General features: G+C 66.7%; 23 protein-coding genes. 13 read left to right on the top strand and 10 right to left on the bottom strand.

All coding sequences use genetic code 11. The annotated features are described in order from the left end of the window. Window positions 1–8: 8 nt before the first annotated feature. The 3 genes from AOZ49_RS22715 to AOZ49_RS22705 all read right to left on the bottom strand — a co-directional run bounded on the left by AOZ49_RS22715 (window position 9) and on the right by AOZ49_RS22705 (window position 4,261). Entirely contained in the window at window positions 9–2,495 is a 2,487-nt protein-coding gene (locus tag AOZ49_RS22715; protein ID WP_054477887.1) for a TonB-dependent siderophore receptor, read from the bottom strand. 162 nt (window positions 2,496–2,657) lie between these two features. Further along, window positions 2,658–3,701, bottom strand: a complete 1,044-nt coding sequence (locus AOZ49_RS22710) for a FecR domain-containing protein (protein WP_231690419.1) — start codon at window positions 3,699–3,701, stop codon at window positions 2,658–2,660. Between the two features lie 5 nt (window positions 3,702–3,706). After that, window positions 3,707–4,261 carry a sigma-70 family RNA polymerase sigma factor gene (locus AOZ49_RS22705; RefSeq protein WP_054431015.1) on the bottom strand — a complete coding sequence of 185 codons (555 nt, stop codon included), beginning with the start codon at window positions 4,259–4,261 and terminating at the stop codon, window positions 3,707–3,709. Between the two features lie 217 nt (window positions 4,262–4,478). Between AOZ49_RS22705 and AOZ49_RS22700 the strand changes: the two genes are divergently transcribed. Next, window positions 4,479–5,405 carry a PLP-dependent cysteine synthase family protein gene (locus AOZ49_RS22700; RefSeq protein WP_054477885.1) on the top strand — a complete coding sequence of 309 codons (927 nt, stop codon included), beginning with the start codon at window positions 4,479–4,481 and terminating at the stop codon, window positions 5,403–5,405. Window positions 5,406–5,693: 288 nt separating this feature from the next. Here the strand turns inward: AOZ49_RS22700 and AOZ49_RS22695 are convergent, their stop codons facing one another. The 5 genes from AOZ49_RS22695 to rpmH all read right to left on the bottom strand — a co-directional run bounded on the left by AOZ49_RS22695 (window position 5,694) and on the right by rpmH (window position 10,002). Continuing rightward, a complete protein-coding gene (locus AOZ49_RS22695; protein WP_054431018.1) occupies window positions 5,694–7,139 on the bottom strand; it encodes a catalase in 1,446 nt (481 codons plus the stop codon). Window positions 7,140–7,406: 267 nt separating this feature from the next. Next, entirely contained in the window at window positions 7,407–9,083 is a 1,677-nt protein-coding gene (gene yidC / locus AOZ49_RS22690) for a membrane protein insertase YidC (protein WP_054477883.1), read from the bottom strand. A 48-nt stretch (window positions 9,084–9,131) separates the two neighbouring features. Next, the gene (yidD, locus tag AOZ49_RS31915) at window positions 9,132–9,455 is read right to left on the bottom strand and encodes a membrane protein insertion efficiency factor YidD (RefSeq protein WP_082380551.1); all 324 of its coding nucleotides are present in this window, start codon (window positions 9,453–9,455) and stop codon (window positions 9,132–9,134) included. Further along, entirely contained in the window at window positions 9,452–9,823 is a 372-nt protein-coding gene (locus AOZ49_RS22685) for a ribonuclease P protein component (protein ID WP_006392133.1), read from the bottom strand. The genes yidD and AOZ49_RS22685 overlap by 4 nt, the downstream gene beginning before the upstream one ends. 44 nt (window positions 9,824–9,867) lie before the next feature. Continuing rightward, the gene (gene rpmH, locus AOZ49_RS22680; protein ID WP_003816025.1) at window positions 9,868–10,002 is read right to left on the bottom strand and encodes a 50S ribosomal protein L34; all 135 of its coding nucleotides are present in this window, start codon (window positions 10,000–10,002) and stop codon (window positions 9,868–9,870) included. 414 nt (window positions 10,003–10,416) lie between these two features. Between rpmH and dnaA the strand changes: the two genes are divergently transcribed. The 3 genes from dnaA (at window position 10,417) to gyrB (ending at window position 15,532) form a co-directional block, all read left to right on the top strand. Continuing rightward, window positions 10,417–11,877 (top strand): chromosomal replication initiator protein DnaA, encoded by a 1,461-nt coding sequence (gene dnaA / locus AOZ49_RS22675; RefSeq protein ID WP_054431022.1) that lies wholly within the window; start codon window positions 10,417–10,419, stop codon window positions 11,875–11,877. 2 nt (window positions 11,878–11,879) lie between these two features. Beyond that, entirely contained in the window at window positions 11,880–12,989 is a 1,110-nt protein-coding gene (gene dnaN / locus AOZ49_RS22670) for a DNA polymerase III subunit beta (protein ID WP_054431113.1), read from the top strand. Window positions 12,990–13,084: 95 nt separating this feature from the next. After that, entirely contained in the window at window positions 13,085–15,532 is a 2,448-nt protein-coding gene (gene gyrB / locus AOZ49_RS22665) for a DNA topoisomerase (ATP-hydrolyzing) subunit B (RefSeq protein ID WP_054477881.1), read from the top strand. 579 nt (window positions 15,533–16,111) lie between these two features. Here gyrB and AOZ49_RS22660 read toward each other — a convergent pair. Further along, the gene (locus AOZ49_RS22660) at window positions 16,112–17,038 is read right to left on the bottom strand and encodes a LysR family transcriptional regulator (protein ID WP_054477880.1); all 927 of its coding nucleotides are present in this window, start codon (window positions 17,036–17,038) and stop codon (window positions 16,112–16,114) included. Between the two features lie 314 nt (window positions 17,039–17,352). Here AOZ49_RS22660 and AOZ49_RS22655 point away from each other — a divergent pair, with 314 nt between their 5' ends. The 6 genes from AOZ49_RS22655 to AOZ49_RS22630 all read left to right on the top strand — a co-directional run bounded on the left by AOZ49_RS22655 (window position 17,353) and on the right by AOZ49_RS22630 (window position 23,272). Continuing rightward, window positions 17,353–18,039: a hydrolase gene (locus tag AOZ49_RS22655; protein WP_006392138.1), complete on the top strand. Its 687-nt coding sequence runs from the start codon at window positions 17,353–17,355 to the stop codon at window positions 18,037–18,039. A 105-nt stretch (window positions 18,040–18,144) separates the two neighbouring features. Beyond that, window positions 18,145–19,737: an MFS transporter gene (locus tag AOZ49_RS22650; protein ID WP_054477878.1), complete on the top strand. Its 1,593-nt coding sequence runs from the start codon at window positions 18,145–18,147 to the stop codon at window positions 19,735–19,737. Between the two features lie 38 nt (window positions 19,738–19,775). Beyond that, complete coding sequence (locus AOZ49_RS22645) at window positions 19,776–20,480, top strand: pirin family protein (protein WP_054431032.1); 705 nt, start codon at window positions 19,776–19,778, stop codon at window positions 20,478–20,480. A gap of 38 nt (window positions 20,481–20,518) precedes the next feature. Then, on the top strand, window positions 20,519–20,779 hold the full coding sequence (locus AOZ49_RS22640) for a XapX domain-containing protein (RefSeq protein ID WP_054431034.1): 261 nt from the start codon (window positions 20,519–20,521) through the stop codon (window positions 20,777–20,779). A gap of 130 nt (window positions 20,780–20,909) precedes the next feature. Next, on the top strand, window positions 20,910–22,805 hold the full coding sequence (locus AOZ49_RS22635) for an amidohydrolase (protein WP_054477876.1): 1,896 nt from the start codon (window positions 20,910–20,912) through the stop codon (window positions 22,803–22,805). A gap of 11 nt (window positions 22,806–22,816) precedes the next feature. Then, window positions 22,817–23,272 (top strand): DoxX family protein, encoded by a 456-nt coding sequence (locus tag AOZ49_RS22630; RefSeq protein ID WP_054477875.1) that lies wholly within the window; start codon window positions 22,817–22,819, stop codon window positions 23,270–23,272. A gap of 77 nt (window positions 23,273–23,349) precedes the next feature. On the opposite strand, the gene AOZ49_RS22625 is transcribed toward AOZ49_RS22630, so the two are convergent. Next, window positions 23,350–24,282, bottom strand: a complete 933-nt coding sequence (locus AOZ49_RS22625; RefSeq protein WP_006389526.1) for a LysR substrate-binding domain-containing protein — start codon at window positions 24,280–24,282, stop codon at window positions 23,350–23,352. A gap of 171 nt (window positions 24,283–24,453) precedes the next feature. Here AOZ49_RS22625 and AOZ49_RS22620 point away from each other — a divergent pair, with 171 nt between their 5' ends. The 3 genes from AOZ49_RS22620 (at window position 24,454) to AOZ49_RS22610 (ending at window position 26,915) form a co-directional block, all read left to right on the top strand. Then, entirely contained in the window at window positions 24,454–25,362 is a 909-nt protein-coding gene (locus AOZ49_RS22620) for an amino acid ABC transporter substrate-binding protein (RefSeq protein ID WP_006392145.1), read from the top strand. Window positions 25,363–25,464: 102 nt separating this feature from the next. Then, on the top strand, window positions 25,465–26,217 hold the full coding sequence (locus tag AOZ49_RS22615; RefSeq protein ID WP_054431039.1) for an amino acid ABC transporter permease: 753 nt from the start codon (window positions 25,465–25,467) through the stop codon (window positions 26,215–26,217). Window positions 26,218–26,225: 8 nt separating this feature from the next. Beyond that, the gene (locus AOZ49_RS22610; RefSeq protein WP_054431041.1) at window positions 26,226–26,915 is read left to right on the top strand and encodes an amino acid ABC transporter permease; all 690 of its coding nucleotides are present in this window, start codon (window positions 26,226–26,228) and stop codon (window positions 26,913–26,915) included. Window positions 26,916–26,928 lie beyond the last annotated feature (13 nt).

Raw genomic sequence — 26,928 nt, 5'->3', positions numbered from 1 at the left:
GGCCCGCGTCAGAAGTCGGCGCGCAACGTCAGCGCGACCCGCCGCCCTTCCCCGAAGACCACGCCCTGGCTCTGCGGCATGTAGTAGTGCTTGTCGAACAGATTGGTGGCGTTCAGCGACACCGTCATGTGCGGATCGATCTTGTAGGCGATGCGCGCATCCGCGGTGTAGAAGCCGCTCTGCGTGACCGTGGTGGCTCCGCTGCCGCTGAACAGCTTGCTGGTGGCATTGATGCCGCCGCCCACTTCCCAGCGGCTGAGGTCGCCGGGCAGGCGGTAGTTGGTCCAGACCCGGAACAGGTGCTTGGGGGCGATCTGCGAGAACGCCGAGGCGCTGGTATCCAGGCTGGCCTCGTCCAGGTACTTGCTGTCGTTGTAGGTATATCCGGCCATGACGGTCCAGCCCGGCGTGATCTGGCCGGAGGCGCGCAGGTCCAGGCCACGCGAGCGCGCCTTGCCGGCGGCCGCGAAGAACTGGCTGGTGTCATCGGTCGGCAGGGCGCGATTGCTTTGCGTGATCTGGTACAGCGCGGCCGATGTCTGCAGCCTGCCGTCCAGGTAGTTGCCCTTCACCCCCACTTCGAATTGTTCGCCTTCCATCGGCTTGAGCAGCTCGCCGGATGGCGTGCGCAGCGCCTGCGGCTGGAAGATGGTGGAGTAACTGGCATAGACCGAATGCGCGTCGTCGACGTCGGCCACCAGCCCGGCGTAGGGCGTGACCTTTTTCTTGTAGGCATCGCTGCTGGATGCGTTGCCGAACGGGTTGTAGGTCTGGTCCTGCTGATAGCGCGTATCCCACCACGAAACCCGCGCGCCGACGATGGCGGTGAGCGCATCGGTCAGGTGAAAGCGCGTGTTGCCGTAGATGCCGTATTGGCGCTGCACCACCGCGCCCTTGGAGGTATGTTCCGGCAAGCCGCTCCAGCTCGGCTTGGCGTAGGAATAGTTCCAGATGTCGATGGTCTGGAAGTTGAACAGGTTGTCGGTGCCGTAGTAGCTCGTGCCGTAGTTGTACATGCGGCTGTAGTTCGCGCCGATCACCAGATCGTGCTGGCGGCCCAGCAGCGTGTACTTGCCGGTGGCGTTCAGGTCGTAGCTCTGGTTGTCCTCGTAGTAGTCGGTGTTGGTGGTGCCGAAGGTGGCCGTGTGGGTGGCCTTGTCGACGTTGCCGAACAGCTCGCCGGACAGCACCCGCGCCGTGTTGTGGTCGAAGCTGCCGGTCGCGGTGAGCTTCCAGTCCTGGCCCAGCTTGTGTTCGAGGCTGGCGAACACATTGGTGTTGGCGTAGCGGTCGTGATTCCACGACGCCCCGAAGAAATCGTTGCGCTTGCCGGCCACCGAATAATCGTCGTACAGCGGCGCCTTGTCGGCCCAGCCGACGTTGGAATCGCGCTGGCTGTAGCTGACGCCCGCGCGCAGCAAGGTGTCGGCGGACAGGTCGGCCTCCAGCGTGCCGTAGTACGACTGGTCCTTGCGCCAGGTCGAATCCAGTTCCAGGTCCTTGCGCTGCGCGGCGGCCACGAAGCGCCCCCGCACCGTGCCGGATGCGTTCAGCGGGCCGCCGATATCCACCTGGCCGCCGAAGTTGTCCCGGGTGCCGGCGGTGGTCGAGACCGAGGCCGTGAATTCCGATGGCGCGCGCTTGCGCACCAGGCTGATGACGCCGCCGACGCTGCCGAAGCCGCCGTACAGGCCGGCTGGACCGTCCAGCACTTCGACGCGTTCGTACATGGCCAGGCTGGGCGCATTGGTGCCGGCGGTGGACGACATGTCCGAGTTCATCACCACCGGCAGTCCGTCCACCACCATCGAGCTGATGGGGAAGCCGCGCGAATAGTATTGGACCCGGTCGGCGTCGCTTTGCAGCACCATCACGCCGGGTGTGCGCTTCATGGCCTCGTCCAGCGATTGCAGGTTCTGTTCCTGGATCTGCTGCTGCGTGATGACGCTGATGGTCTGCGGAATCTCGCGTTGCGACAACGGGATCTTCGAGGCGACCGTGGTCGGCGGATTGAGGCGCTGGGCCACCGGGTCGATGGCCGCGCCGCTGACGGCGATGGCCGGCAGCGTGGCCACGCCATTGGCGGCGGGCGCGGCCTTCAGCACATATTGTCCCTGGCTGTTGGCAACCGCTTGCAGGCCGGTGCCGGCCAGCAGCGCGGCCAGGCCGTCCGCGGCGCCGAAGCGGCCTTTCAGGCCGGGGCTGTGCTTGCCGTCGACCAGTTCGGTGGCGCTGGCGAGATAGACGCCCGCCTCGGCCGAGAAGCGCGCCAGGGCCGCCTGCAACGGACCGGCGGGGATGTCGTAGCTGCGCGTGGCGGGCGCTTGCGCGGGGCGTTCCGAGGCCATCTGTTGCGCGTGGGCGGGCAAGGCCCCGGCCGCCAGGAACGCGGCGGCCAGATGCAGGGTCAGCGCGACGCGCCGGGGGCTGCGCAACGCAGGCGCGCGGCGCGGCCTGGCGATGGCGGGACGGGCGGGGGACAAGCGGCGGGACATGGCGTTCGATCCTTGCTGGAAGTGAGAGTGTCGTCAGCGCGTTGCCATCGCGGGGCCGCCGGCCCTGGCGTGCAATGGCGCTTTCACTTCCTGAATCAATCGAGCGGCCGCAAACGGAACCTGGCGCGCCGCGCACGCGACAAAAAAGTTGTAACGCCCATGTCAGCGCGGGGCCGCGTCGTCGGCCGCCACCAGCGTGGTCCACCATGGCATCGGCCGTTGCACCTTTACCTGCGCCGCTTGCGCCAGCAGGGCCAGGGCGCTGTCGACGTCGCGCAGCGGGAACGTGCCGAAGACGCGCCGTTGCGCCACTTGCGGCGCAACGCCGATATGGCCGAGCGTGTAGCGGCCCAGTTCATCGGCGATTTCCCGCAGGGTCAGGTTGTTGGCCAGCAGATCGCCCCGGATCCAGGCTTCGCGCGCCGGATCGGCGCGCGTGGCGGAGCCGACCTCGGCGGCGGTAAAGCGTGCCTGCCGGCCCCTCGCGATGACGGTCGGGGGCGCGTTTCGCGCGGTGCGGATCTCGACCGCGCCCTGATAGACCGCCAGCAGCGTCGCACCCGCCTCTTGCCGCACGGTGAAGCGCGTGCCGAGCGCCCGCAGCCGGCCTTCGGCGGTGTCGACCACGAACGGGCGGTCCTTGTCCGTCCCCGTCTCGATCAGGATTTCACCGGCCACCAGGTGCAGACGGCGCAACCCGGGCTGGAAGTCCCGGTTGAAGGCGCTGGCCGTGTTGAGCCAGACGCGCGAGCCATCGGGCAGCACGGTGGCGCGGATCTCGCCGGTGGCCGCGCGGTAGTCGGCGCTCCAGGCCGCGGCCAGCGGGCCCAGCGGCGTCTGGCGCCAGCCCAGCCAGCCGAAGACGCCGACGCCGGCCAGCGAGGCGATGCGGACCAGGGCGCGCCGGCGCCGCAGGACGCGCTGGCCGGCGGCGTGCAGGTTGTCGCTGGTCAGCCGCGGGTCGGGCGTGTCGCGCAAGGGCGCGAGGATGCGCTGGCTGACCTGTTCGACGTAGGCCCAGGCCTGGCGGTGACTGGCATCGGCATCGAGCCAGGCCAGCCAGCGTTGCCGGTCGGCCGCGACCGCGTCGCCGGAGATCAGCAGTGCATACCACTCGGCGGCCTGCTCCATGACATGGTGCGGCGGATTGGCGCGGGCCTGGCGCGCGTCCGGTCCTGGCGCGGGGATCAGGGGGATGGCGGCCATATGGGTCAGGCGAAGGTCGGATCCCGCAGCGCGCTGGCGGTGGCGGCCGCCTCGGTCAGCATGCAGCGCAGCATGACCTGGGCCACGTACTTGCGCACCATGCGCGGCGAGATGTGGAGTTCGGCGGCGACGTCGGCGCTCGGGACCTCGCACACCGCGGCCATCAGGAAGGCCTGGGCAGCCTTGGGCGGCAGGTCGCGCAACAGCGCGCCGATCTCCTGCAGCGCCTCCAGCACGATCGCCTGGCGCTCGGTGGACGGCGCGCAGGCCTCGGGCCGCGCCGCCAGCGTGTCGAGCCAGGCCTGCTCGATCTCGCGCCGATGCCACAGGTTGATGCACATGCCCTGCGCCATGCTGCGCAGATAGGCGCGGGCCTCGCCCGGACTGCCGAAGCCGCGCGGCGCCGGCTTGTGGATAAGCCGCAGGAAGGCGTCGTGCGCCAGGTCCGCGGCATCGGCCGCGTTGCCCAGGCGCCGCTGCAACCATCCGCGCAGCCAGCCGTGATGCTCGTGGTAGAGGGTCTCGATGGAGGGCGTGGAAAGATATCCCTGCGGATTCACGGTTCGATTCGGTGGCGGTGGAGGCTGGGGCAGACGCCCAAGGGGGGCGCATTGGCGATAAATAGTAATCATTATTGATATCGCATGAAAGGAAATTCGTCGATGCGCCGTTGCGGTGTGCGGCGCCGGGCACACTGCCCTCCTCTCTACAATGGACCGCCCGTCCCTTCTTCATCCGGCCGTCCACGGCGCCCCGGATGTGTCCTCCGGAACCCTTATGCTGGCCGCTTCCTCGATCGAACTCATCGGCAACACCCCCCTGATCGCGCTGAGCCGCGTGCACGACGGCCCCGGCCGCATCGTGGCCAAGGCCGAATTCCTGCAACCGGGCGGCAGCGTCAAGGATCGCGCCGCCAAGGCCATCCTGCTGGCCGCGCGCGCCGACGGCCGCCTGGCGCCCGGCATGCCGGTGATCGAGATGACCAGCGGCAACATGGGGGCGGGCCTGGCCGTGGCCTGCGCCGCGCTGGGGCATCCGCTGGTGGTCACCCTGTCCGCGGGCAACAGCCCCGCCCGCGCCCGCATGCTGGAAGGCCTGGGCGCCGAGGTGGTGCTGGTGCCGCAGGTCGATGGCGCCCCCGGGCAGGTCACCGGCGCCGACGTCGAGGCGGCGGCCCGGGTGGCGGCCGCGCTGGCGCGCGAACGCGGCGGTTTCTACGTCGACCAGTTCAATGCCGTCGAATGCATCGCCGCGCACGAAACCGGCACCGGCCGCGAAATCCTGGAACAGGTCGGCGCCCCCGTGGACGGCTGGGTCGCGGCCGTCGGCACCGGCTGCACCTTCATGGGCGTGGCGCGCGCGCTCAAGGCGGCGAGCGCCGCGACGTTGTGCGCGGCCGTCGAGCCGCTGGGCTGCGAGGTGCTGGCGGGGGAACCGGTGACCAAGGCGCGTCACCTGATCCAGGGCACCAGCTACGGCGCGGTGCCGCCGCACTGGGATCCGTCCCTGATGGACCTGAGCATCGCGGTCACCGACGACGAGGCGCAGCAATGGCGTCGCCTGCTGGCCGTGCGCGAGGGGCTATACGTGGGCTATTCCGCCGCCGCCAACGCGTGCGCGGCCGCCAAGCTGTTGCGCTCGGGCCGGCTGCCCGCGGACGCGACGGTGGCCACGGTGCTGTGCGATACGGGCCTGAAATACTAGCAAGCGGGTTTTCCACAGCTTCCGCGGATAACACTATCCACAGCGCCTGTGGAATTCCTGTGGATTGCCTGTGAATTGGCTGTGGACGAATGGGGATAACTTTTTTCGGCCTTGTTGTGGAAAAGTCGCTTGCGGTGGTTTTCGGAGCAAAACGCAGGCGGAACGCGCAGGCGCGGACGCGAAACCAGCCGTAAAAACAGCCAAAAAATAGCGGCGGAAAGAAATCGGGCGGCCCCATGGGCCGCCCGATACGCGCCGCGCGGCGCCTGCCGCGCGCGAATGCCGCGCCTACAGCTTCAGGCCCAGCGCCTTGGCCACGCCCGCCGCGTAGGCCGGATCGGCCTTGCGGAAGTGTTCCAGCTGGCGGCGCTGGATTTCCTCGGGCACGCTCGCCATGTGGCGGCCGATGTTGCCGAACAGCAGTTCCTGCTGCGCCGGCGTCATCAGGCGGAACAAGGCGCCCGGCTGCGAGTAGTAGTCGTCATCGACGCGGTGGTTCCAGCGCGCGGCGGCCTGGCCGTCCAGCGGCAGCGGCGGTTCGCCGGCCGACGGGGTTTCCTTCCATTCACCGGCGCTGTTGGGCTCGTAGTTGAGCGTGCCGCCGGCGTTGCCGTCCACGCGCGCCGCGCCGTCGCGGTGGTAGCTGTGGAACGGGCAGCGCGGCGCGTTCACCGGGATCTGGTGGTGGTTGATGCCCAGGCGGTAGCGGTGCGTGTCGCCGTACGAGAACAGCCGGCCCTGCAGCATCTTGTCCGGCGAGAAGTCGATGCCGGGCACCACGTTGGCGGGCGTGAAGGCGGCCTGCTCGACCTCGGCGAAGTAGTTCTCCGGGTTCTTGTTCAGTTCCAGCACGCCCACTTCGATCAGCGGGTAGTCGCCGTGCGGCCACACCTTGGTCAGGTCGAACGGGTTGATGTGATAGGTCTCGGCGTCGGCCGCGGGCATGATCTGCACCTTCAGCGTCCACTTCGGGAAGTTGCCCTGCTCGATGTTGTCGAACAGGTCGCGCTGCGAGCTTTCGCGGTCGTGGGCCACGACCTGCGCCGCTTCCTCGTCGCTCAGACAGGCGATGCCCTGCTGCGACTTGAAGTGGAACTTCACATAGAAGCGTTCACCGCCGGCATTGACGAAGCTGAAGGTGTGCGAGCCGAAGCCATGCTGCTGGCGCAGGTTGGCCGGAATGCCGCGGTCGCTCATCAGGATGGTGACCTGGTGCAGCGATTCGGGGCTGAGCGACCAGAAATCCCAGGCCGCGGTGGCGCTGCGCAGGTTGGTCTTGGGATCGCGCTTCTGGGTGTGGATGAAGTCGGGGAACTTGAGCGGATCGCGGATGAAGAACACCGGGGTGTTGTTGCCGACCAGGTCCCAGTTGCCTTCGTCGGTGTAGAACTTGATGGCGAAGCCGCGCACGTCGCGTTCGGCGTCGGCTGCGCCGCGTTCGCCGGCCACGGTCGAAAAGCGCAGGAACAGCGGGGTCTGCTTGCCGACCTTGGAGAAGATGCTGGCGCGGGTGTATTGGGTGATGTCGTGGGTGACGGTGAAGGTGCCATAGGCGCCCGAGCCCTTGGCATGCACCACGCGTTCGGGGATGCGTTCACGGTCGAAATGGGCGAGTTTCTCTATCAGCCAGAAGTCCTGCAACAGCGCCGGACCGCGCGGGCCGGCGGTCAAGGTGTTGTTGTTGTCGGCCACCGGCGCCCCGGAGGCGGTGGTCAGATGCTTCTTGTCGGTCATGGCTCACTCCCTACGTAATTCCTGGAATGCGCGGCGCCTGGGCCACGCTGCGTGATCGGACACCGTCCCGGACATTGCCGGCCGGGGGATATCTCCGACACATCATAGGGGTCAATTTTTTCGTTGTGAAGTTGATTGAACTACCAAATTTGATTGAAAATAACTATCGTCAGGGCGACTTGACGCGCATCGCCGTCAAACCAACGTGGAACCTGGACGAAAAAAAACCGGCCTCTGGGGGCCGGCTTTTCATGGCGCGAGCGGGAATCAGCGGTTGGCCGCGGCTTCCGTCTTGCGCTGCATGGCGCGGGTGATGGACCACTGCTGGGCGATCGACAAGGTGTTGTTGACGCACCAGTAGAGCACCAGGCCGGCCGGGAAGAAGAACATCATCCCGCCGAACACCAGCGGCATGATCATCATGACCTTGGCCTGGACGGGGTCCGGGGGCGTCGGGTTCAGTTTGATCTGCAGGAACATGGTGGCCATCATGATGGCGGGCAGAATGAAGAACGGGTCGCGGATCGACAGGTCGTGCACCCACAGGATCCACGGCGCGCCGCGCATTTCGACGCTGGCCAGCAGCACCCAGTACAGCGAGATGAACACCGGGATCTGCACCACCATCGGCAGGCAGCCGCCCAGCGGGTTGATCTTCTCGGTGCGGTACATCTCCATCATGGCCGCGTTGAGCTTCTGCTTGTCGTCGCCGTACTTTTCCTTCAGGGCCTGCAGGCGCGGGGCGACCTGCTTCATGCGGGCCATGGAGCGGTAGCTGGCGGCGGCCAGGGGGTAGAACAGCGCCTTGATCAGCACGGTCAGGGCGACGATGGTCCAGCCCCAGTTGCCCAGGATGGAATGCAGCCAGGTCATCAGCGTGAACAGCGGCTTGGCGATGATGGTCAGCCAGCCGTAGTCGACCACCAGTTCCAGGCCGGGGGCGAGCGCCGCCATGGCCTTCTGGTCCTGCGGACCGACCCACAGGTGCGAATCGACGCGGGCGGCGGCGCCCGGGGCGATCTCGCCGACGGCTTCGATGGTGCGGGCGGCGTAGACGTTCTTCTGGACTTCCAGCACTTCGTTGTTGCGCGGCTTGCCTTGCGGCGGCACCCAGGCGGTGGCGAAGTAGTGCTGCACCACGGCGATCCAGCCGTTGTCGGCCTGCTTGATGTAGTTGGCCTTCTTCTTCTCGATGTCGGCGAAGGTCATCTTCTGGAACTTGTCCTGTTCCGAGTAGACGGCCATGCCGGTGAACGTGTGATAGAAGCTGGAGGTGTCGGCCGGATCGTTGCCGTCGCGCTCGAGCTGCAGGTACAGCGCCGGCGTCACGGGGGCGGCGCCGACGTTGGCCAGGTCGTGGCGCACGTCGATGTCATAGCGGCCGCGATGCAGCGTGAAGGTCTTGGTGACCTTGACGCCGCCGGATTCGGCTTCGAACGCCACCACCAGGCTGTCGCCGGTCAGCTGGCGCTCGGTCGAGACCACGCGGAACGGGGTCTGGTGGGTGGGGAAGCTGCCGCCGATCACGCCGGTCTGGGCGATGTAGGTCAGGCCCGCGCTGCGGTCCAGCAGCACGGTGGGCTTGTCGGGCTGGCCGGTGGCCGGGTACTTCAGCAGCTCGGCGCGCACCAGTTGGGCGCCCAGCGTGTCGAAGGTCAGGCGCAGCACGTCGGTGGTGATGACCACTTCTTCCGAGCGCGTCGGCACCGGCGTGGCGGCGCCAGGCACGGCCGAAGGCGTGGCGGTGGCGGTCGCGGGCGGCGCATTGGGCACCGAAGGCGTCGCGTTGTTCGCGGCGGCCGGCGTGTCGTTGGCGGGCGTGCTGGCCGTGGGCGTGGGGGCCCCGAACAGCGACGGTTTGCCGTTATGGATCTGCCAGTTGTTCCAGAGGAGCAACAGCGAGAAGGAGAAAATCATCCAGAGGACGGTTCGTCGGATATCCATGGTGCCTACTGAAGTGAATACGGGCCAGCAAAGCCCGCCAGTTTAGCGTCAATCATGCTCGGTGCGGTGCCCATGGGAGCAGCAGGCCCCGCGGTTGGTTCCCTTGGACGGCGGAACCGGGTCCCAGCCGCCGGGCGACCAGGGGTGGCAGCGGCCGATGCGTCGCAGCATCAACCAGAAGCCGCGCCAGGGACCGTGGCGTTCGATCGCCTCGATCGCGTACGCCGAGCAGGTCGGGGTGAAGCGGCATTGCCGGCCGATCCAGGGACTCAGGAAAAACCTGTAGAACCGGATCGGGGCAATGAGTAATGCGGCCCCCACGGAACGCCCGCGTCGCGGACGGCCTGCCTGCCGGGGGGATGGCCCGTTCATCGCGCGATCCGCTCGAAGTGAGCGTCCGCTTCGGCCCGGGCCGCCTGTTTCAGCGCGGTGAGCGTGGCGGGCGTGACCTTGCTGTGCAGTCGCACGACGTAGTCTTTCGCCGGCAATCCCAGGCGCCGGTGGCGGAACGCTTCGCGGATGACCCGCTTGAGGGCGTTGCGCGTGGTGGCGTGGGCGGCGAAGCGCTTGGCGATCACCAGGCCCAGCCGGGCACAGGCGTCCTGACCGGGAGGCAGATCGTTGGAAGCGGCGCTCACAACGAAAAACGCCCCTCGGGCCAGACGCCGGCCTTTGAGGGCGGCGGCGAACTCGGAGGGGCGATGCAGCCGCGCCTCCGGCGGAAGCGTGGCGCGCGGCATGGACTGCGGGTCAGCGGGTCGGGTGTCTGCGCAAGAAGCGAGACTTAGACAGCCAGACGCTTGCGGCCCTTGGCGCGGCGAGCGTTCAGGATGGCGCGGCCAGCGCGGGTCTTCATGCGCACGCGGAAACCATGGGTGCGCTTGCGGCGGGTAACGGAAGGTTGGTAGGTGCGTTTCATGGACGATCCACAAAAAGAACAAAAGTCAGAAGGGACCTGCCCGGAGGGTTCCTGGTCGCAAATCCGGTAGCGGGTATCTAGTAAGCGCCTCGCTGCGAATTCGCACATGACATGCGGATTCACTGGCAAAGACAGGCTTGTAGACGGGGCTCTGGTCCGGGCAATACCCGGGCGACCTATTCAGCAAGGCACAGTTCCGGGGGCGGGGTAAGTGTAACCATTACCCTATTACCCGTGTGAACCTGGGCCTTCTGCGAAACCTTCTGACAGACAGAATTCGGAAAAGCCCACCATTTCAGCAAGTTTTCCCTGTCTTGTCAAACAGTTAAGGGGGCGGGTTGTGCACGCTCATGCCCTACCCTGTGGATAACCCGTGCCCAGGCAAGGTAGAATCGAGGTTTGAATAAGAGCGACATGAAAGAATTCTGGCAGACCTGCGTCAGTCGTCTTGAGCAGGAACTCCCCCCCCAACAAATCAGCGCGTGGATACGACCGCTGGTCCCGCTTGCGTATGACGAAACGCAGGCGGTGCTGCGCGTTGCCGCCCCCAACCGGTTCAAGCTGGACTGGGTGCGCAAGAACTTCTCCCACCAGATCGAAGCGTTGGCCGCGGAGTGGTTCGAGCGTCCGGTACAGGTCCTGTTCGAATTGCCCACGCAAGGCACCACCCCGCGCATGCCGGTGGCGCCCGTGCGCGCGCAGCCGCCCGTGCCGACCGCGCCTTCGGCCGCCGCGCCCCTGGGCGGCGCGCCGCCGCCAGGCATGCCGGCGCAGCCCGCCGCGCCCGCTCCCGTCGCGACCACCGCGGCGGCCGCGGCCGTGAACGCGGACGCCGCCAACATCGTGTACGAGCGCTCGCGCCTGAACACCGACCTGACGTTCGAGAACTTCGTGACGGGTAAGGCCAACCAGCTGGCGCGCGCCGCCGCGCTGCAGGTGGCCGAGAACCCGGGCACCTCGTACAACCCGCTGTTCCTGTACGGCGGCGTGGGCCTGGGCAAGACCCACCTGATCCACGCCATCGGCAACGCCATGGTGGCGGCGGGCACCGGGGTGCGCGTGCGCTACGTGCATGCCGACCAATACGTGTCCGACGTGGTCAAGGCGTACCAGCGCAAGGCGTTCGATGACTTCAAGCGCTACTACCATTCGCTCGACCTGCTGCTGATCGACGATATCCAGTTCTTCTCCGGCAAGAACCGCACGCAGGAAGAATTCTTCTATGCGTTCGAGGCGATGGTGGCGCAGCGCAAGCAGATCATCATCACCAGCGACACCTATCCGAAGGAACTGTCGGGCATCGACAGCCGCCTGATCTCGCGCTTCGATTCCGGCCTGACGGTCGCGATCGAGCCGCCCGAACTCGAGATGCGCGTGGCGATCCTGCTGCGCAAGGCCGAGTCCGAGGGCGTGCCGATGCCCGAGGAAGTGGCGTTCTTCATCGCCAAGCACCTGCGCAGCAACGTGCGCGAACTCGAAGGCGCGTTGCGCAAGGTGCTGGCCTACGCCCGCTTCCACGGCCGCGATGTGCTCACCGTGGACGTCTGCAAGGAAGCCCTGAAGGATCTGCTGTCCGTGTCCAACGGCCAGATCACCGTCGAGAACATCCAGAAGACGGTGGCGGATTTCTACAAGATCAAGGTCGCCGACATGTATTCGAAACGCCGGCCGGCCAATATCGCTTTGCCGCGCCAGGTCGCCATGTACCTGGCCAAGGAGCTGACCCAGAAAAGCCTGCCGGAAATCGGCGATCTGTTCGGTGGCCGTGACCACACCACCGTGCTGCACGCCGTACGCAAGATTTCCGACGCCCGCGCCAAGCAAGCGGAGCTCAACCATACCCTGCACGTGTTGGAACAAACTCTAAAAGGATGACCATGCAACTCGTACAAACCACACGCGATGCATTGCTGAAACCGCTGTCGACCGTGGCGGGCATCGTCGAAAGACGCCATACCCTGCCCATCCTGGCGAACATCCTGATGCGCAAGGAAGGCAACAAGGTTGCCTTCATCGCGACCGACCTGGAAGTGCAGATCACCACGCACGCCGACTTCGGTGTGGGCCACGACAACGAGTCCACCACGGTCGCGGCGCGCAAGTTGCTGGACATCCTGAAAGCCCTGCCGGACACCGGCGACGTGCGCCTGGCGCTGGCTAGCAACAAGCTGTCGGTGCAGTCGGCCAAGAGCCGCTTCGCGCTGCAGACGCTGGCCGCCAGCGAATTCCCCACCGTGGCCCAGCCCGAGCAGTGGGACGTGTCGCTGAGCATGCCGCAACGCACGCTGCGCCACCTGTTCAACATGGTGCACTTCGCCATGGCGCAACAGGACATCCGCTACTACCTGAACGGCATGCTGCTGGTGTTCGAACCGGGCCGCGTGCGCGCGGTCGCCACCGACGGCCACCGCCTGGCGCACTGCTCCACCGAAGCCGACGGCATCAGCGAACGCCACGAAGTGATCGTGCCGCGCAAGACCGTGCTGGAAATGCAGCGCCTGCTGGAAGACTCCGACGAGCTCGTCTCGATCGACGTGGCGCCGGGCCAGATCCGTTTCCGCTTCGGCGACGTCGAGCTGGTGTCCAAGCTGGTCGAAGGCAAGTTCCCCGACTTCACCCGCGTCATCCCGACCAACTACACGCGCCACTTCCTGGTGGGCCGCGAAGCCCTGCAGGGCAGCCTGCAGCGCGCCGCCATCCTGACCACCGACAAGTTCAAGGGCGTGCGCCTGCAACTGGCGCAGAACCAGATGAAGATCTCTTCTTCCAACGCCGAGCAGGAAGAGGCGCAGGAAGAAATCGACATCGACTACGGCCACGAACCGCTGGACGTGGGCTTCAACGTCGGCTACCTGCTCGACGTGCTGGCCAACGTCAAGGTGGACAACATCCAGTGGTCGGTCATGCCCGATGCCAACGCGTCGGCGCTCATCACCCTGCCCGAAGACGACCAGTTCAAGTACGTCGTCATGCCCATGCGGATCTGAGTCCGCGCAGCTGTGGGTTTGTGCCGCCCGCGGGCCTGATGGCCCGCCGGCGGTCCGGCCGCCAGGCCGTTCTTTAAAGCGTTATCGATACAGACATGTCAGATCAGCAGAACACCACTCCCGAGAACGGCGGCTACGGCGCCGACTCGATCAAGATGCTCAAGGGGCTGGAGGCCGTGCGCAAGCGCCCCGGCATGTACATCGGCGACACGTCGGACGGCACCGGTCTGCACCACATGGTGTTCGAAGTCGTCGACAACGCCATTGACGAAGCGCTGGCCGGCTGGTGCGACGACATCGTCGTCACGATCCACACCGACAACTCGATCTCGGTCACCGACAACGGCCGCGGCATCCCCACGGATATCCACAAGGACGACGAATTCCACCGCAGCGCGGCGGAAATCGTCATGACCGAACTGCACGCCGGCGGCAAGTTCGACCAGAACTCGTACAAGGTGTCCGGCGGCCTGCACGGCGTGGGCGTGTCGTGCGTGAACGCGCTGTCCGAGTGGCTGCGCCTGACCATCCGCCGCAACGGCGAAGTGCACCAGATGGAATTCCGCCAGGGCGAGCGCGTCGCGCCCCTGGCCGTGACCGGCACGACCGACAAGCGCGGCACCGAAGTGCGCTTCCTGGCCGACCCGATCATCTTCAACAACATCGAGTACCACTACGAGATCCTCTCCAAGCGCCTGCGCGAGCTCTCGTTCCTGAACAACGGCGTCAAGATCCGCCTGATCGACCAGCGCCAGGGCAAGGAAGAGAACTTCGCCTTCTCGGGCGGCGTGAAGGGCTTCGTCGAATACATCAACCGCGCCAAGACGGTGCTGCACCCGAACGTGTTCTCGGTCACCACCGAGTCGTCGGCGGGCGGCGTGCCGGTGGGCGTGGAAGTGGCGATGCAGTGGAACGACAGCTACAGCGAAAGCGTGCTGTGCTTCACCAACAACATCCCGCAGCGCGACGGCGGCTCGCACCTGACCGGCCTGCGCGCGGCGATGACCCGCATCATCAACAAGTACATCACCGACAACGAACTGGCCAAGAAGGCCAAGGTCGAGACCTCCGGCGACGACATGCGCGAAGGCCTGGCCTGCGTGCTGTCGGTGAAGGTGCCCGAACCCAAGTTCAGCAGCCAGACCAAGGACAAGCTGGTGTCCAGCGAAGTGCGTCCGGCCGTTGAAGAGGCCGTGGCCCGCACGCTGGAAACCTGGCTGCTGGAGCATCCGAACGACGCCAAGGCGCTGTGCGCCAAGATCGTCGAAGCCGCCCGCGCGCGCGAAGCCGCCCGCAAGGCGCGCGAAATGACGCGCCGCAAGAGCGTGCTGGAAGGCGCCGGCCTGCCCGGCAAGCTGGCCGACTGCCAGGAAAAGGATCCGGCGCTGTGCGAGCTGTACATCGTCGAGGGTGACTCCGCAGGCGGCTCGGCCAAGCAGGGCCGCGACCGCAAGTTCCAGGCCATCCTGCCGCTGCGCGGCAAGGTGCTGAACGTCGAGAAGGCGCGCTTTGACCGCCTGATCGCCAGCGAGCAGATCGCCACGCTGATCACCGCGCTGGGCACCAGCATCGGCCCGGATTTCAACGTCGACAAGCTGCGCTATCACCGCCTCATCATCATGACCGACGCGGACGTGGACGGCGCGCACATCCGCACGCTGCTGCTGACGCTGCTGTACCGCCAGATGCCCGAGCTGGTGCAGCGCGGCTACGTCTACATCGCCCAGCCGCCGCTGTACAAGGTCAAGGTCGGCCGCGAAGAGCGCTACCTGAAGGATGACCAGGAAGAAGCGCAGTTCATGCTGCAGCTGGCCCTGAAGGACGCCGAGATCATCTCCGGCGGCAACATCATCCGCGGCGACGAGCTGAACGAGCTGGCGCGCCAGTACGTGGCCGCCGACGGCGTCATCGCGCGCCTGTCGCGCGTGTTCGACGTGGCGGCGCTGTCGGCCATGGCCGAGGGCGTCGAGATCAACCTGGAGTCGACCGAGGCCGCCGCCGATTCGGCCAAGCGCCTGGCCGACGCCATGCGTGATCCGGTCAGCGGCAACGGCGTGGAAGTGGTGCCCGAATTCGACGAGGCCACCGAACGCCATCGCCTGTCGATCCAGCGCATGCACCACGGCAACGTGCGCGTCAGCATCATCGACGCCGACTTCGTCGGCGGTTCCGACTACGCGATCCTGTCGCGCGCCGCCAAGAGCTTCTCCGGCAAGGTCGGCCCGCGTTCGCTGGCCGCGCGTGGCGAAGGCGAAAAGCGCAAGGAGCAGAACGTCTCCGACTTCCGCGAAGCCATGCAGTGGCTGCGCAGCGAAGCCGATCGCGGCATCTCCAAGCAGCGCTACAAGGGTCTGGGCGAAATGAACCCGGAACAGCTGTGGGAAACTACCATGGACCCGAAGGTGCGCCGCCTGCTGCGCGTGCAGATCGAGGACGCCATCGCGGCCGACGAGGTCTTCACCACGCTGATGGGCGACGACGTCGAACCGCGCCGCAACTTCATCGAGGCGCATGCGCTGTCGGCGGGGAACATCGACGTCTGATCCACCGAAATCGTCCGGATGTTCGACAGGCCATCCGGAGTGCAGGAAAAAGGGGCTGTATTACAGCCCCTTTTTTATTGTCGTGAATGTAGGTGCCGACTGGTTCTCAGCGCCTCAGAGCGTTCGCGCTATGGATGTTCCGAGCACATACCGTCACGGTCAAGCTCGCCCGGCCGGTAGGTTGGCAGCAAATCGCGCTGCTCACCGTCCTCGTCCTCTACGGCGATTGAAGAGAGGTGCGAATTGTCCTCACAAATGTGACACTCCTCACGGCCCTCTTCGAACGCATGTTTTTTGCAAAAATACTGTGACGGCTCGCATACCGTGCGTTGGTAGTCCACCAGGACATGCGTCGCACTCGACGATCCGCACACTTCACACAAAAAATCAGCCACAAGACCTCCTTCTCCTGAAATTTCCATTCAAAAGCGTCGGTTTGTCCCGCACTGCGTAGTGGAGACAGGCGACACACGTATTGGAAATTCTCGCACACATACAAGAACCCTTTCGGCAGTTTCGTCAATTACGGGTCGCCGATCGGGATCTGCTTTGTCATGATTATCGGAGGCGTTGTTTATCTTATTGTCCCTGCACGTCGCTGGCCCACGGCTCCGCCGTCAACCGTTCGGCCAGGTATTCGATCAGCGCCTGCACCCGCGCCGGCCGCCGGCGGCCCGGCGGCGTGACGATGTGCAGCGCGATCGGGTCGATCTGCCAGTCGTCCATGGCGGTTTCCAGCGCGCCCGATTGCAGGTCTTCCCAGGCCAGGAATTCCGGCTGCAGCGCCAGGCCCAGGCCGGCCTGCAGCGCGGGTGACAGCGCCTCGGCGTTGTTGACGTTCAGCTGCACCGGCAGCGACTGCGAGAACTCGCCGTGCTTGTCGTGGCGGAAGCGCCAGCTCGAGCCGTTGCGCGCGTACATGTATTGCAGCGCGGTGTGCTGCGCCAGGTCGCGCGGATGCTTGGGCTTGCCGGCGCGCTTGAAGTAGCTGGGCGCGCCCACCAGCAGGATGCGCACCGAGCACAGGCGCCGCGCCAGCAGCGTGGAGTCCACCAGGTTGGAGATGCGCAGGGCCAGGTCGAAGCGTTCCGACACCAGGTCGGCCTGCTTGTCGTTGAACTCGATTTCCAGGTCCACATCGGGATGCGCCTGCATGAAGGGCGGCAGCATCGGCGCCAGGTGCGTGACGCCGAAGGACATGGGCGCGGCCAGGCGGATTTTGCCGCGCAGGCTGGTGGATTTCTCGGTGACCTCGGCCTCGACCGCCTCGCCCTCTTCCAGGATGCGCGCGGCGCGCTCCAGCGCCGCATAGCCGGACTCCGTCAACGACATGCTGCGCGAGGTGCGGTGGAACAGCATGGTCTTCATCTTGGTCTCCAGACGCGTGATGGTCTTGGACACCGTGGCCTGGGACAGGGACAGTTCGGCCGCGGCCTTGGCGAACGAGCCCGTGTCGGCGACCTTGGCGAAGATCGCCCAGCCCTCCAGATCCGGCAGTTTGTTCATGGTGGTTCTCGCAAAGAAAGTCGCGTCGATGATAGCGGCTGACTATGTGACGAACAAGAATGCCCGGGGCGCACCGGCGGGAAATGCCCGTGTCACGGGGATCATGCAAAAAATGGAAAGGATGCAATTCCCCGCTGCGGATTCTCAGGCGGGGGGCGGATCCCTACTATGCCCATACCGACACACGACGTGAACGAAACCCCTCAAGCGGCATTCGAGCACGACGACAGCGGGGCAAGCCGGAACGGTTTGCGCAGTGCCCGAATTCACCTTGCCGCATTCCCCTGAACGATTCCCTGAAAGAGAGAGCCACCATGTCCGCCAACAAATACCTCGAAGTCCTGACCCCGCAGAACAGCCAGATCATCTTCATCGACCAGCAGCCGCAGATGGCCTTCGGCGTGCAGTCGATCGATCGCCAGACGCTCAAGAACAACGTGGTGGGCCTGGCCAAGGCCGCGCGCACCTTCAACATCCCGACCACCATCACCACCGTCGAGACCGATGGCTTCTCGGGCAACACCTTCCCCGAACTGCTGGCCGTGTTCCCCGAGAACAAGATCCTCGAGCGCACCTCGATGAACTCGTGGGACGACCAGAACGTGCGCGACGCGCTGGCCGCCAACGGCCGCAAGAAGATCGTCGTGGCCGGCCTGTGGACCGAGGTCTGCAACACCACCTTCGCCCTGTGCGCCATGCTCGAAGGCGACTACGAGATCTACATGGTGGCGGACGCCTCGGGCGGCACCTCGGCCGACGCGCACAAGTACGCGATGGATCGCATGATCCAGGCCGGCGTGGTGCCGGTGACCTGGCAGCAGGTGATGCTGGAATGGCAGCGCGACTGGGCCCGCCAGGAAACCTACGACGCCGTGACCGGCATCGCCAAGGAACATTCCGGCGCCTACGGCATGGGCATCGACTACGCCGTCACCCACGTGCACAAGCTGGCCGAGCGCGTGACGCACGGCGAGCGCATCGGCCCCAACCCGGCCAAGTAAGCCCCGCGCCCGGGCCGGCAACGGCCCGGGCCGCTTCTTTTTCCGATCACGGCAGGCGGCGGGATGCACGGCCCCTGGCGACCCAGCGCGATCCCGGAGCATTCCATGCCGAATTCCCCTTCTCCCTCCGCGGGAGGCAGCTTTGCGCCTCTGCGCCAGCCCGTGTTCGCCGTCCTGTGGGCGGCCGCGGTGCTCGGCAACGTGGGCAGCTTCATGCGCGACGTCGCCAGCTCCTGGCTGGTGACCGACCTGTCGGCCAGCCCGGCCGCGGTGGCGCTGATCCAGACGGCGGCGACGCTGCCGATCTTCCTGCTGGCGATTCCGGCCGGCGTGCTGTCGGACATTCTGGACCGCCGGCGCTTCCTCATCTTCGTGCAGTTGCTGCTGGCCTCGGTCAGCGGCACCTTGTTGCTGCTGTCGCACTTCGGCGCGCTGACGGTGGACTACCTGATCGCGCTGACTTTCGTCGGCGGCATCGGCGCGGCGCTGATGGGCCCGACCTGGCAGTCGATCGTGCCCGAGCTGGTGCCGCGCGAGAACCTGAAGGGCGCGGTGGCGCTGAACTCGCTGGGGATCAACATCGCGCGCGCCATCGGCCCGGCCGCGGGCGGCCTGATCCTGGCCAGCTTCGGCGCGGCGGTGACCTACGGCATGGACGTGTTGAGCTATGTATTCGTGATCGCCGCCCTGCTGTGGTGGAAGCGTCCGGCGGCGACCGACAGCGCGCTGTCGGAGAACTTCCTGGGCGCGTTCCGGGCCGGCCTGCGCTATACGCGGGCCAGCAAGGAACTGCATCGCGTGCTGCTGCGCGCCGCGGTGTTCTTCCTGTTCGCCAGCGCGGTGTGGGCCCTGCTGCCGCTGGTGGCGCGGCAGATGCTGGGCGGCACGTCCGGCTTCTACGGCATGCTGCTGGGCGCCGTGGGCGCCGGCGCGATCCTGGGCGCGCTGGTGATGCCGAAGCTGGGCGCCAAGCTGAATGCGGACGGGCTGGTGCTGCTGGCGTCCGTGGTCAGCGCGGTGGTGATGGGCGTGCTGGTGTTCGCCCCGCCCAAGTGGCTGGCGGTGCTGATGCTGGTGCTGCTGGGCATGGGCTGGATCACCGCGCTGACCACCTTCAACGGCGTGGCCCAGGCGATTCTGCCCAACTGGGTGCGCGGCCGCGGCCTGGCGGTGTACCTGATGGTGTTCAACGGCGCGATGGCGGCCGGCAGCCTGGGCTGGGGCCTGGTGGCGCGTGAAATCGGCGTGCCCTACGCCCTGGTGGTCAGCGCCGTCGGCCTGGTGATCGTGGCGCTGCTGTTCCATCGGGCGCGGCTGCCGGTGGGCGAAGCCGACCTGCAGGCGTCGAACCACTGGCCCGAGCCGCTGGTGTCGGAGTCGGTGGCGCATGACCGCGGCCCGGTGCTGATCCAGGTCGAGTACCGCATCCGCCAGGCAGACCGTCCGGCGTTCCTGGAAGCGATGCAGCGCCTGTCCCAGGAGCGCCTGCGCGATGGCGCCTATTCCTGGGGCGTGGCCGAGCACACCAGCGATCCCGAGCGGGTGGTGGAGTGGTTCTTCGTGGAGTCGTGGGCCGAGCATCTGCGCCAGCACCATCGGGTCTCGCATGCCGACGCTGATCTGCAGGCCGAGGCGCTGCGGTTCCATATCGGTCCCGACAAGCCCGAGGTGCATCACTTCCTGGCCCTGAAGCGCTGACGCCCCGCTTTCCCATTCGTCCCACCTGGAGGCTCGCCATGATAGAGCGCCGACCTTTGACAACCCTGGGCCACGCCCGCCGCGGCTGGCTCGATGTGAAACACCATTTCTCGTTCGCCAACTACCTGGATCCGCGGCGCATGAACTGGGGCGCGCTGCGCGCCTGGAACGACGAGACCATCGCGCCGGGCGCCGGTTTTCCCGCGCTGCTGCACACCGATGTGGAAATCATCACCTGCGTGCGGGAAGGCGCGTTGACCCATGAGGATGACCTGGGCAACCGCGGCCGCACCCGCGCCGGTGACGTGCAGGTCATGAGCGCGGGCAGCGGCCTGACGCACGCCGAATTCAACATGGAAGGCGGGCCGGCGCGGGTGTTCCAGATCTGGATCGAACCGGATCGCCGCGGCGTGCCGCCGAGCTGGGGCAGGAAGACGTTTGCCCGCGATGCCTGCGACGGCCATTTCGTCACACTGGCCAGCGGCATCGAGGGCGACGAGGATGCGCTGCCGATCCGTAGCGATGCGCGGGTGCTGGCGGTGGCGCTCAAGGCGGGCCAGGCCGCCACCTACCGCTTCGCCCGCGGTCGGCGCCGCGGCTACCTGGTGGCGTCCAAGGGCCGCCTGACCGTCAACGACGTCGAGCTGGGCAGCGGCGACGGCGCCGCCATCGAGGACGAAGCCGATGTGCGCATCACCGCGCTCGACGACGCCGAAGTGCTGCTGGCCGATACCCACGCGTGATCCGACTTTCCCCCTTCCTGACACACACGAGAATGCGCATGAAGATCTATCTGCTTTCCCTGGGCGCCGGTCTGCTGGTCGGCGTGGTGTACAGCCTGCTGCAGGTGCGTTCGCCGGCGCCGCCGCTGGTGGCGTTGATCGGCCTGCTGGGCATCCTGGTCGGCGAGCAGCTGGTGCCGGTGGGCAAGCAGCTGCTCAATGGCACGGCCTTCGTCGCCGCCTGCGACAAGGAAAAGGCGGTGAGCCACGTGTTCGGGCAGCTGCCGGGCCGGCAGGCCCAGGACAAAGACCAGGGCTGAACCCCTTTTTTCGCACCCACGGAGATATCGTATGCCTACCCGCCGCGACCTCATCGGTGTTGCTTCCACGCTGGCCCTCAATAGCCTGTTGGGCGGACGCGCCGCTGCCCGTTCCAAAGGAGAATCCCCCATGCCAAACGCCTCAACCGCCTACCCGGACGTCATCTTCCACAACGGCCGCATCACCACGCTGGACCGCGCCAGGCCGCTGGCCAGCGCCGTCGCCATCCAGGACGGATGCTTCGTCGCGGTCGGCACCGATGCCGAGGTCATGGCGCTGGCCGGTCCCGCCACCCGCCGCGTCGACCTGAAGCAGCGCGGCGCCCTGCCCGGCCTGTTCGACAACCATACCCACGTGGTGCGCGGCGGCCTGAACTACAACATGGAGCTGCGCTGGGACGGCGTGCGCTCGCTGGCCGACGCCATGGCGATGCTCAAGCGCCAGGTCGCCATCACGCCGGCGCCGCAATGGGTGCGGGTGGTGGGCGGCTTCACCGAGCACCAATTCGCCGAGAAGCGCCTGCCGACGATCGAGGAGATCAACGCCGTCGCGCCCGACACGCCGGTGTTCCTGCTGCACCTGTACGACCGCGCCCTGCTCAACGGCGCCGCGCTGCGCGCGGTGGGCTACACCAAGACCACGCCCAACCCGCCGGGCGGCGAGATCATCCGCGACGCGCAGGGCAACCCGACCGGACTGCTGCTGGCCAAGCCCAACGCCACCATCCTGTACGCCACGCTGGCCAAGGGGCCCAAGCTGCCGTTCGACTACCAGGTCAATTCCACGCGCCATTTCATGCGCGAGCTGAACCGCCTGGGCGTGACCGGCGTGATCGACGCGGGCGGCGGTTTCCAGAACTATCCCGATGACTACGCCGTGATCCAGAAGCTGGCCGACGAAGGCCAGATGACGGTGCGGCTGGCCTACAACCTGTTCACGCAGAAGCCCAAGCAGGAGAAGGAAGACTTTCTCAAGTGGACGTCCAGCGTGAAGTACAAGCAGGGCACCGACTACTTCCGCCACAACGGCGCCGGCGAGATGCTGGTGTTCTCGGCCGCCGACTTCGAGGACTTCCGCGTCGAGCGGCCGGACATGCCGCCCGAGATGGAAGGCGAGCTGGAGGAAGTGGTGCGCGTGCTGGCGCAGAACAAGTGGCCGTGGCGTCTGCACGCCACCTATGACGAGACCATCTCGCGCGCGCTGGATGTGTTCGAGAAGGTCAACCAGGACACGCCGCTGACCGGGCTGAACTGGTTCTTCGACCACGCCGAGACCATTTCCGACAAGTCGATCGACCGCATCGCCGCGCTGGGCGGCGGCATCGCCGTGCAGCATCGCATGGCCTACCAGGGCGAGTACTTCATCGAGCGCTACGGCGCGGCCGCGGCCGAGGCCACGCCGCCCATCGCCAGGATGCTGGATCGCGGCGTGAAGGTTTCCGCCGGCACCGACGCCACCCGTGTCGCGTCCTACAACCCGTGGGTGTCGCTGTCGTGGATGGTGACCGGCAAGACCGTGGGCGGCACCCGCCTCTATCCGGCGCGCAACTGCCTGGACCGCGAGACCGCGCTGCGCATGTGGACCGAGAACGTGGCCTGGTTCGCCAACGAGGAAGGCAAGCGCGGCCGCATCCAGCCGGGCCAGCTGGCCGACTTCATCGTGCCGAGCAAGGACTACTTCCGCTGCAGCGAGGACGAGATCTCGTTCCTGACCTCGGACCTGACGGTGGTTGGCGGCCGAGTGGTCTACGGCGCCGGCGAATTCGGGCCCGAGGACGACAATCCGCTGCCGCCCGCCATGCCGGACTGGTCGCCCACGCGCCTGTTCGGCGGCTATGCCGCCTGGGGCGACCCCGACGGCGCCGGCCGCAATTCGCTGGGCTACCGCAACATGGCGGCCTGCGCGTGCGCCACCAGTTGCGGGCTGCATGGGCATGACCATGCCAAGGCGTGGGCCTCGAAGGCGCCCAGTTCCGACCTCCAGGGCTTCTTCGGCGCCCTGGGTTGCTCCTGCTGGGCCGTCTGAGGAGGCCGGCCATGAACGCGACCTTTCAATGGGAGCGGCGGCTGGCCGGCCTGGCCCGGCCGCTGTTCGGTTCGCCGGCAGTGCGGTTCCTGGCCTACCTTGGCCTGTGCGCCGCCTACCTGCAGGGCGGGCTGGTCAAGCTGACCGACTTTCCCGGCGCGCTGGCGGAGATGGCGCATTTCGGGCTGGCGCCCGGGCCGTTGTTCGCGGTGCTGGTGATCGCGCTGGAACTGGCGGCCTCCGCCATGATCCTGAGCGGCCGCCTGCGCTGGCTGGGGGCGCTGGCGCTGGCCGCCTTCACGCTGGCGGCCACGGGCATCGCGCTGCGCTACTGGGAGATGCCGGCCGGCCAGGAACGCTTCATGGCCGCCAATGCGTTCTACGAGCACCTGGGACTGGCGGGGGGATTGCTGCTGGTGGCGTGGCTGGATCTGCGCGAGCCGCGCCCGGACGGCGCGACTGCCTGACGACGGGCGGCCGCGGGCAAAAAAGGCCCCGATGTCGGGGCCTTGTCGTTTCCGCGCGGCGGGGGGGGGCGTTGCCATCATCGCCCCGGCCGCGCCTTCAGATCGGCCATTTCTTCCTGCATCAACTGGTGCGCGTAGCGCGAGAACACGCTGACCAGGCGGGTGCGGGTGTGGTACGGCGGGTACAGCAGCGCCACCGTGACCGGCACCGCCGGGCTGAACGGGCGCACTTCGACGCCGTTGGCCTCGTATTCCTCGCGCGCGGCCAGCGGGTTGATCAGCGCCACGCCCAGGCCGGCGCCCACCAGCGCACAGACCGACGAGCCCAGGCCGGCCTCGGCCACGGTCTGGCGCTCGACCTTGGCGGCCTTGAAGACCGCGTCGATCTTTTCCCGCAGCGGCGTGGCGCTGGGAAAGGCGATGAAGGGCTCGCCGGCGAAATCGGCCGGCTTGAGCTTTTTCAGCTTGGTCAACCGGTGCCCCTTGGGCAGCACCGCCACGCAGTTCATGGTCAGCACCGGCTCGACCTGGATGCCGGGGCTGTCGCCCGACAGCATCGCCAGGCCGGTGTCGCAGAAACCCGAGCTGATCCAGTTGTGCACCGCGCTGGCGTTGCCGGAATGGATCGAGACCATGACGTCCGGGTATTCGGTCTTGAAGGCGGCCACGATGCGCGCCAGCAGGCCGCCGGCCAGGCGCGGCATGGCCGCCACGCTCAGGCGGCTGGCGCTGAAGGAGCGGATGCTGGCCGCCGCCGATTCCAGGCCGGCCAGGCCGATGAAGGTCTTTTCGACCTCCTGGAAGAAGCGCGAACCGTCCTGGGTGGGGGTCAGGCGGCTGCCGTTGCGGTCGAACAGGGGAAATTGGGTGATTGCTTCCAATTGCGCTATTAAGCGGCTAACGTGCGGCTGCGAGGTATGCACTCTGCGCGCCGCGGCGGTCATGGATCCGGTCATCATGACGGCCCGGAAAGCCTCGATGTGTCGCAAGCCCATTCGTGTAATGGCCATATCAAATCCGTATAGAGGAATACCCGATTGGAACTGGATAAAACCATAACGCTAGTTGATACTTTTTGCCAGCCGCGGGGCTCATCGCGGGACGCGGCGGGTCGTATGCACTCCGGCTCCGCTGTTCGTGAACATAAGCACGCGCCGCTCGACCGGCGCCAAGGGAATAAGATGAAAGCATTTGCCGCGATTTCGGTCGCCGCCGCCCTGTTCGGCAGCGCCGCCGCCCACGCCGAAGGCCCCAGCCGCCTGGACAAGATCCGCGACACCGGCGTGATCACCATCGGCCATCCCGAGACCTCCGTGCCGTTCGCCTACCTGGACGGCAACCAGAAGCCGATCGGCTACACCGTCGAGATCTGCCAGGAAATCGCCCAGCACATCAAGACCGCGCTGAAGCTGCCCAAGCTGGACGTGCGTTACAACCCGACCACCTCCGCCACGCGTATCCCGTTGCTGGCCAACGGCACCATCGACCTGGAGTGCGGCAACACCACCAACAACCTCGAACGCCACAAGCTGGTGTCGTTCGCGCCCACCACGTTCGTGGCGCAGGTGGTGCTGGTGGCGCGCAAGGACGGCGGCGTGGATCCCAACAACCTGGCCTCGTTCCGCGGCAAGTCGATCGCGGCGCAGGCCGGCGGCCAGACCTTCAAGCTGATTTCGCGCTTGAACGCCGAGGGCAACCTGGGCATCACCATGGCACCCACCAAGGATACGGCGGAAACGTTGCTGATGGTGGAATCGGGACGCGCCGCGGGCTCGGCCAACGATGACGGCATCGCCTATGGCGTGGTGGCCTCGTCCAAGAACCCCGACGCCTTCGTGATCGGCACCAAGGGCCTGGAACTGGCGCCCTACGGCATCATGCAGCCCAAGGACGATCCGGCCTTCAAGAAGGTGGTGGACGACGCCGTGCTGGACCTGATGAAGAGCGGCCGCGTCGCCGCGATCTACGACAAGTACTTCAATTCCCCGATCCCGCCCAAGCAGATCAACCTGAAGTACCCGATGAGCGACGCGCTCAAGCGCGCCCTGGCCCATCCGACCGACTCCGGCGACCCCAAGGCCTACGAGTAAGCCGGTCCGCCGCCGCGGCCCCCGGGGGCCGGGCGGCGACACGCTAAACCGGGCGCCGGCCGCCGGCGCCCGTTTCTTTGGTTGTCCACAGGTCCTCAAAGCATGAATTACAACTGGAGCTGGAGCATCTTCCTGGAGATGTCGCCCGACGGCGTGCATACCTTCCTGGAGACCATCCTGATCGGCGTGGGCTGGACCCTGGCGCTGGCCCTGACGGCGTGGGTGTTCTCGCTGCTGCTCGGCTCGTGCCTGGGCGTGATGCGCACCGCCTCGTCGCGCCTGGCCAATGCGGTCGGCGCCACCTATGTCGAGATTTTCCGCAACGTGCCGCTGCTGGTGCAGATGTTCCTGTGGTATTTCGTGCTGCCGGAGCTGCTGCCGCATGCCTGGGGCCTGGCCATGAAGCAGATGCCGCAGCCCTGGGGGCAATTCCTGCCGGCGGTGCTCTGTCTGGGCTTCTACGGCTCGGCGCGCGTGGCCGAGCAGTTGCGCGCCGGCATCCAGTCGCTGCCGCGCGGCCAGTTCCAGGCGGGCACGGCGCTCGGCCTGACCGAGACGCAGGTCTACCGCTACATCATCCTGCCCGAGGCCTATCGCATCGTGCTGCCGCCGCTGACCTCGGAGTTCATGGGCACGATCAAGTATTCGTCGGTGGCGCTGACCATCGGCCTGCTGGAGCTGACCGGCCAGACCCGCTCGATGGCGGAGTTCAGCTTCCATATCTTCGAGGCGTTTTCGGCGGCGACCGTGATCTACCTGATCCTGAACGGCACGGTGGTGCTCGGCATGCGCCTGCTTGAACGCCATGTGGCGGTTCCCGGCCTGATCGGCGCGGCGACCAAGAACGGACGCTAGGAACCGCCATGGGCAAATTCGATTTCGACGTCATCGGCAGCGCGCTGCCGTACCTGTTCCAGACCGGCATGACGTTCACGCTGACCCTGACGCTGCTGGCGGCGGTGATGGGGCTGGCGCTGGGCACCGTGCTGGCGATGATGCGCCTGTCGCGCTACCGGATCCTGTCGGTGCCGGCGGGCATCTACGTGAACGTGATGCGTTCCGTGCCGCTGCTGCTGGTGATCTTCTGGTTCTACTTCCTGGTGCCCTACATCGCCGCCTGGATCGTGGGCTCGCCCACGCCGCTGCGGGTGGGGGCGTTCAACTCGGCGGTGGTCACGTTCACGCTGTTCGAGGCCGCGTACTTCTGCGAGATCATGCGCGCCGGCATCCAGTCGATCGCGCGCGGCCAGGTCTCGGCCAGCATGGCGCTGGGCCTGAACCACTGGCAGGGCATGCGCTACGTGATCCTGCCGCAGGCGATCCGCAACATGGTGCCGGCGCTGCTGACGCGGGTCATCATCCTGTTCCAGGACACCTCGCTGGTGTACGTGCTGTCGCTCACCGATTTCCTGGGCGCGGCGTCCAAGATCGGCCAGCGCGACGGCCGGCTGGTGGAACTCTATCTCTTCGTGGCGGTGGTGTATTTCGTGATCTGCTTCACGGCATCCCGTCTGGTCAAACGGCTGGAAAAGCGCGTCCGGGTGCTGCGCTAGGCGCCCAGGTTAT

Source organism: Achromobacter sp. 2789STDY5608615, assembly GCF_001298995.1.
Taxonomy (GTDB): Bacteria; Pseudomonadota; Gammaproteobacteria; order Burkholderiales; family Burkholderiaceae_B; genus Achromobacter; species Achromobacter insuavis.
This window is presented reverse-complemented; position numbering and strand designations above follow the sequence as displayed.

Coding starts and splice junctions, on each gene's coding strand:
- dnaA (WP_054431022.1), top strand. CDS start 10,417: ATGAAAGAATTCTGGCAGACCTGCGTCAGTCGTCTTGAGCAGGAACTC.
- AOZ49_RS22710 (WP_231690419.1), bottom strand. CDS start 3,701: ATGGCCGCCATCCCCCTGATCCCCGCGCCAGGACCGGACGCGCGCCAG.
- AOZ49_RS22685 (WP_006392133.1), bottom strand. CDS start 9,823: ATGCCGCGCGCCACGCTTCCGCCGGAGGCGCGGCTGCATCGCCCCTCC.
- AOZ49_RS22715 (WP_054477887.1), bottom strand. CDS start 2,495: ATGTCCCGCCGCTTGTCCCCCGCCCGTCCCGCCATCGCCAGGCCGCGC.
- AOZ49_RS22610 (WP_054431041.1), top strand. CDS start 26,226: ATGGGCAAATTCGATTTCGACGTCATCGGCAGCGCGCTGCCGTACCTG.
- AOZ49_RS22625 (WP_006389526.1), bottom strand. CDS start 24,282: ATGGCCATTACACGAATGGGCTTGCGACACATCGAGGCTTTCCGGGCC.
- gyrB (WP_054477881.1), top strand. CDS start 13,085: ATGTCAGATCAGCAGAACACCACTCCCGAGAACGGCGGCTACGGCGCC.
- AOZ49_RS22615 (WP_054431039.1), top strand. CDS start 25,465: ATGAATTACAACTGGAGCTGGAGCATCTTCCTGGAGATGTCGCCCGAC.
- yidC (WP_054477883.1), bottom strand. CDS start 9,083: ATGGATATCCGACGAACCGTCCTCTGGATGATTTTCTCCTTCTCGCTG.
- dnaN (WP_054431113.1), top strand. CDS start 11,880: ATGCAACTCGTACAAACCACACGCGATGCATTGCTGAAACCGCTGTCG.
- AOZ49_RS22645 (WP_054431032.1), top strand. CDS start 19,776: ATGATAGAGCGCCGACCTTTGACAACCCTGGGCCACGCCCGCCGCGGC.
- AOZ49_RS22635 (WP_054477876.1), top strand. CDS start 20,910: ATGCCAAACGCCTCAACCGCCTACCCGGACGTCATCTTCCACAACGGC.
- AOZ49_RS22700 (WP_054477885.1), top strand. CDS start 4,479: ATGCTGGCCGCTTCCTCGATCGAACTCATCGGCAACACCCCCCTGATC.
- yidD (WP_082380551.1), bottom strand. CDS start 9,455: ATGAACGGGCCATCCCCCCGGCAGGCAGGCCGTCCGCGACGCGGGCGT.
- AOZ49_RS22660 (WP_054477880.1), bottom strand. CDS start 17,038: ATGAACAAACTGCCGGATCTGGAGGGCTGGGCGATCTTCGCCAAGGTC.
- AOZ49_RS22650 (WP_054477878.1), top strand. CDS start 18,145: ATGCCGAATTCCCCTTCTCCCTCCGCGGGAGGCAGCTTTGCGCCTCTG.
- AOZ49_RS22640 (WP_054431034.1), top strand. CDS start 20,519: ATGAAGATCTATCTGCTTTCCCTGGGCGCCGGTCTGCTGGTCGGCGTG.
- AOZ49_RS22630 (WP_054477875.1), top strand. CDS start 22,817: ATGAACGCGACCTTTCAATGGGAGCGGCGGCTGGCCGGCCTGGCCCGG.
- AOZ49_RS22695 (WP_054431018.1), bottom strand. CDS start 7,139: ATGACCGACAAGAAGCATCTGACCACCGCCTCCGGGGCGCCGGTGGCC.
- rpmH (WP_003816025.1), bottom strand. CDS start 10,002: ATGAAACGCACCTACCAACCTTCCGTTACCCGCCGCAAGCGCACCCAT.
- AOZ49_RS22620 (WP_006392145.1), top strand. CDS start 24,454: ATGAAAGCATTTGCCGCGATTTCGGTCGCCGCCGCCCTGTTCGGCAGC.
- AOZ49_RS22655 (WP_006392138.1), top strand. CDS start 17,353: ATGTCCGCCAACAAATACCTCGAAGTCCTGACCCCGCAGAACAGCCAG.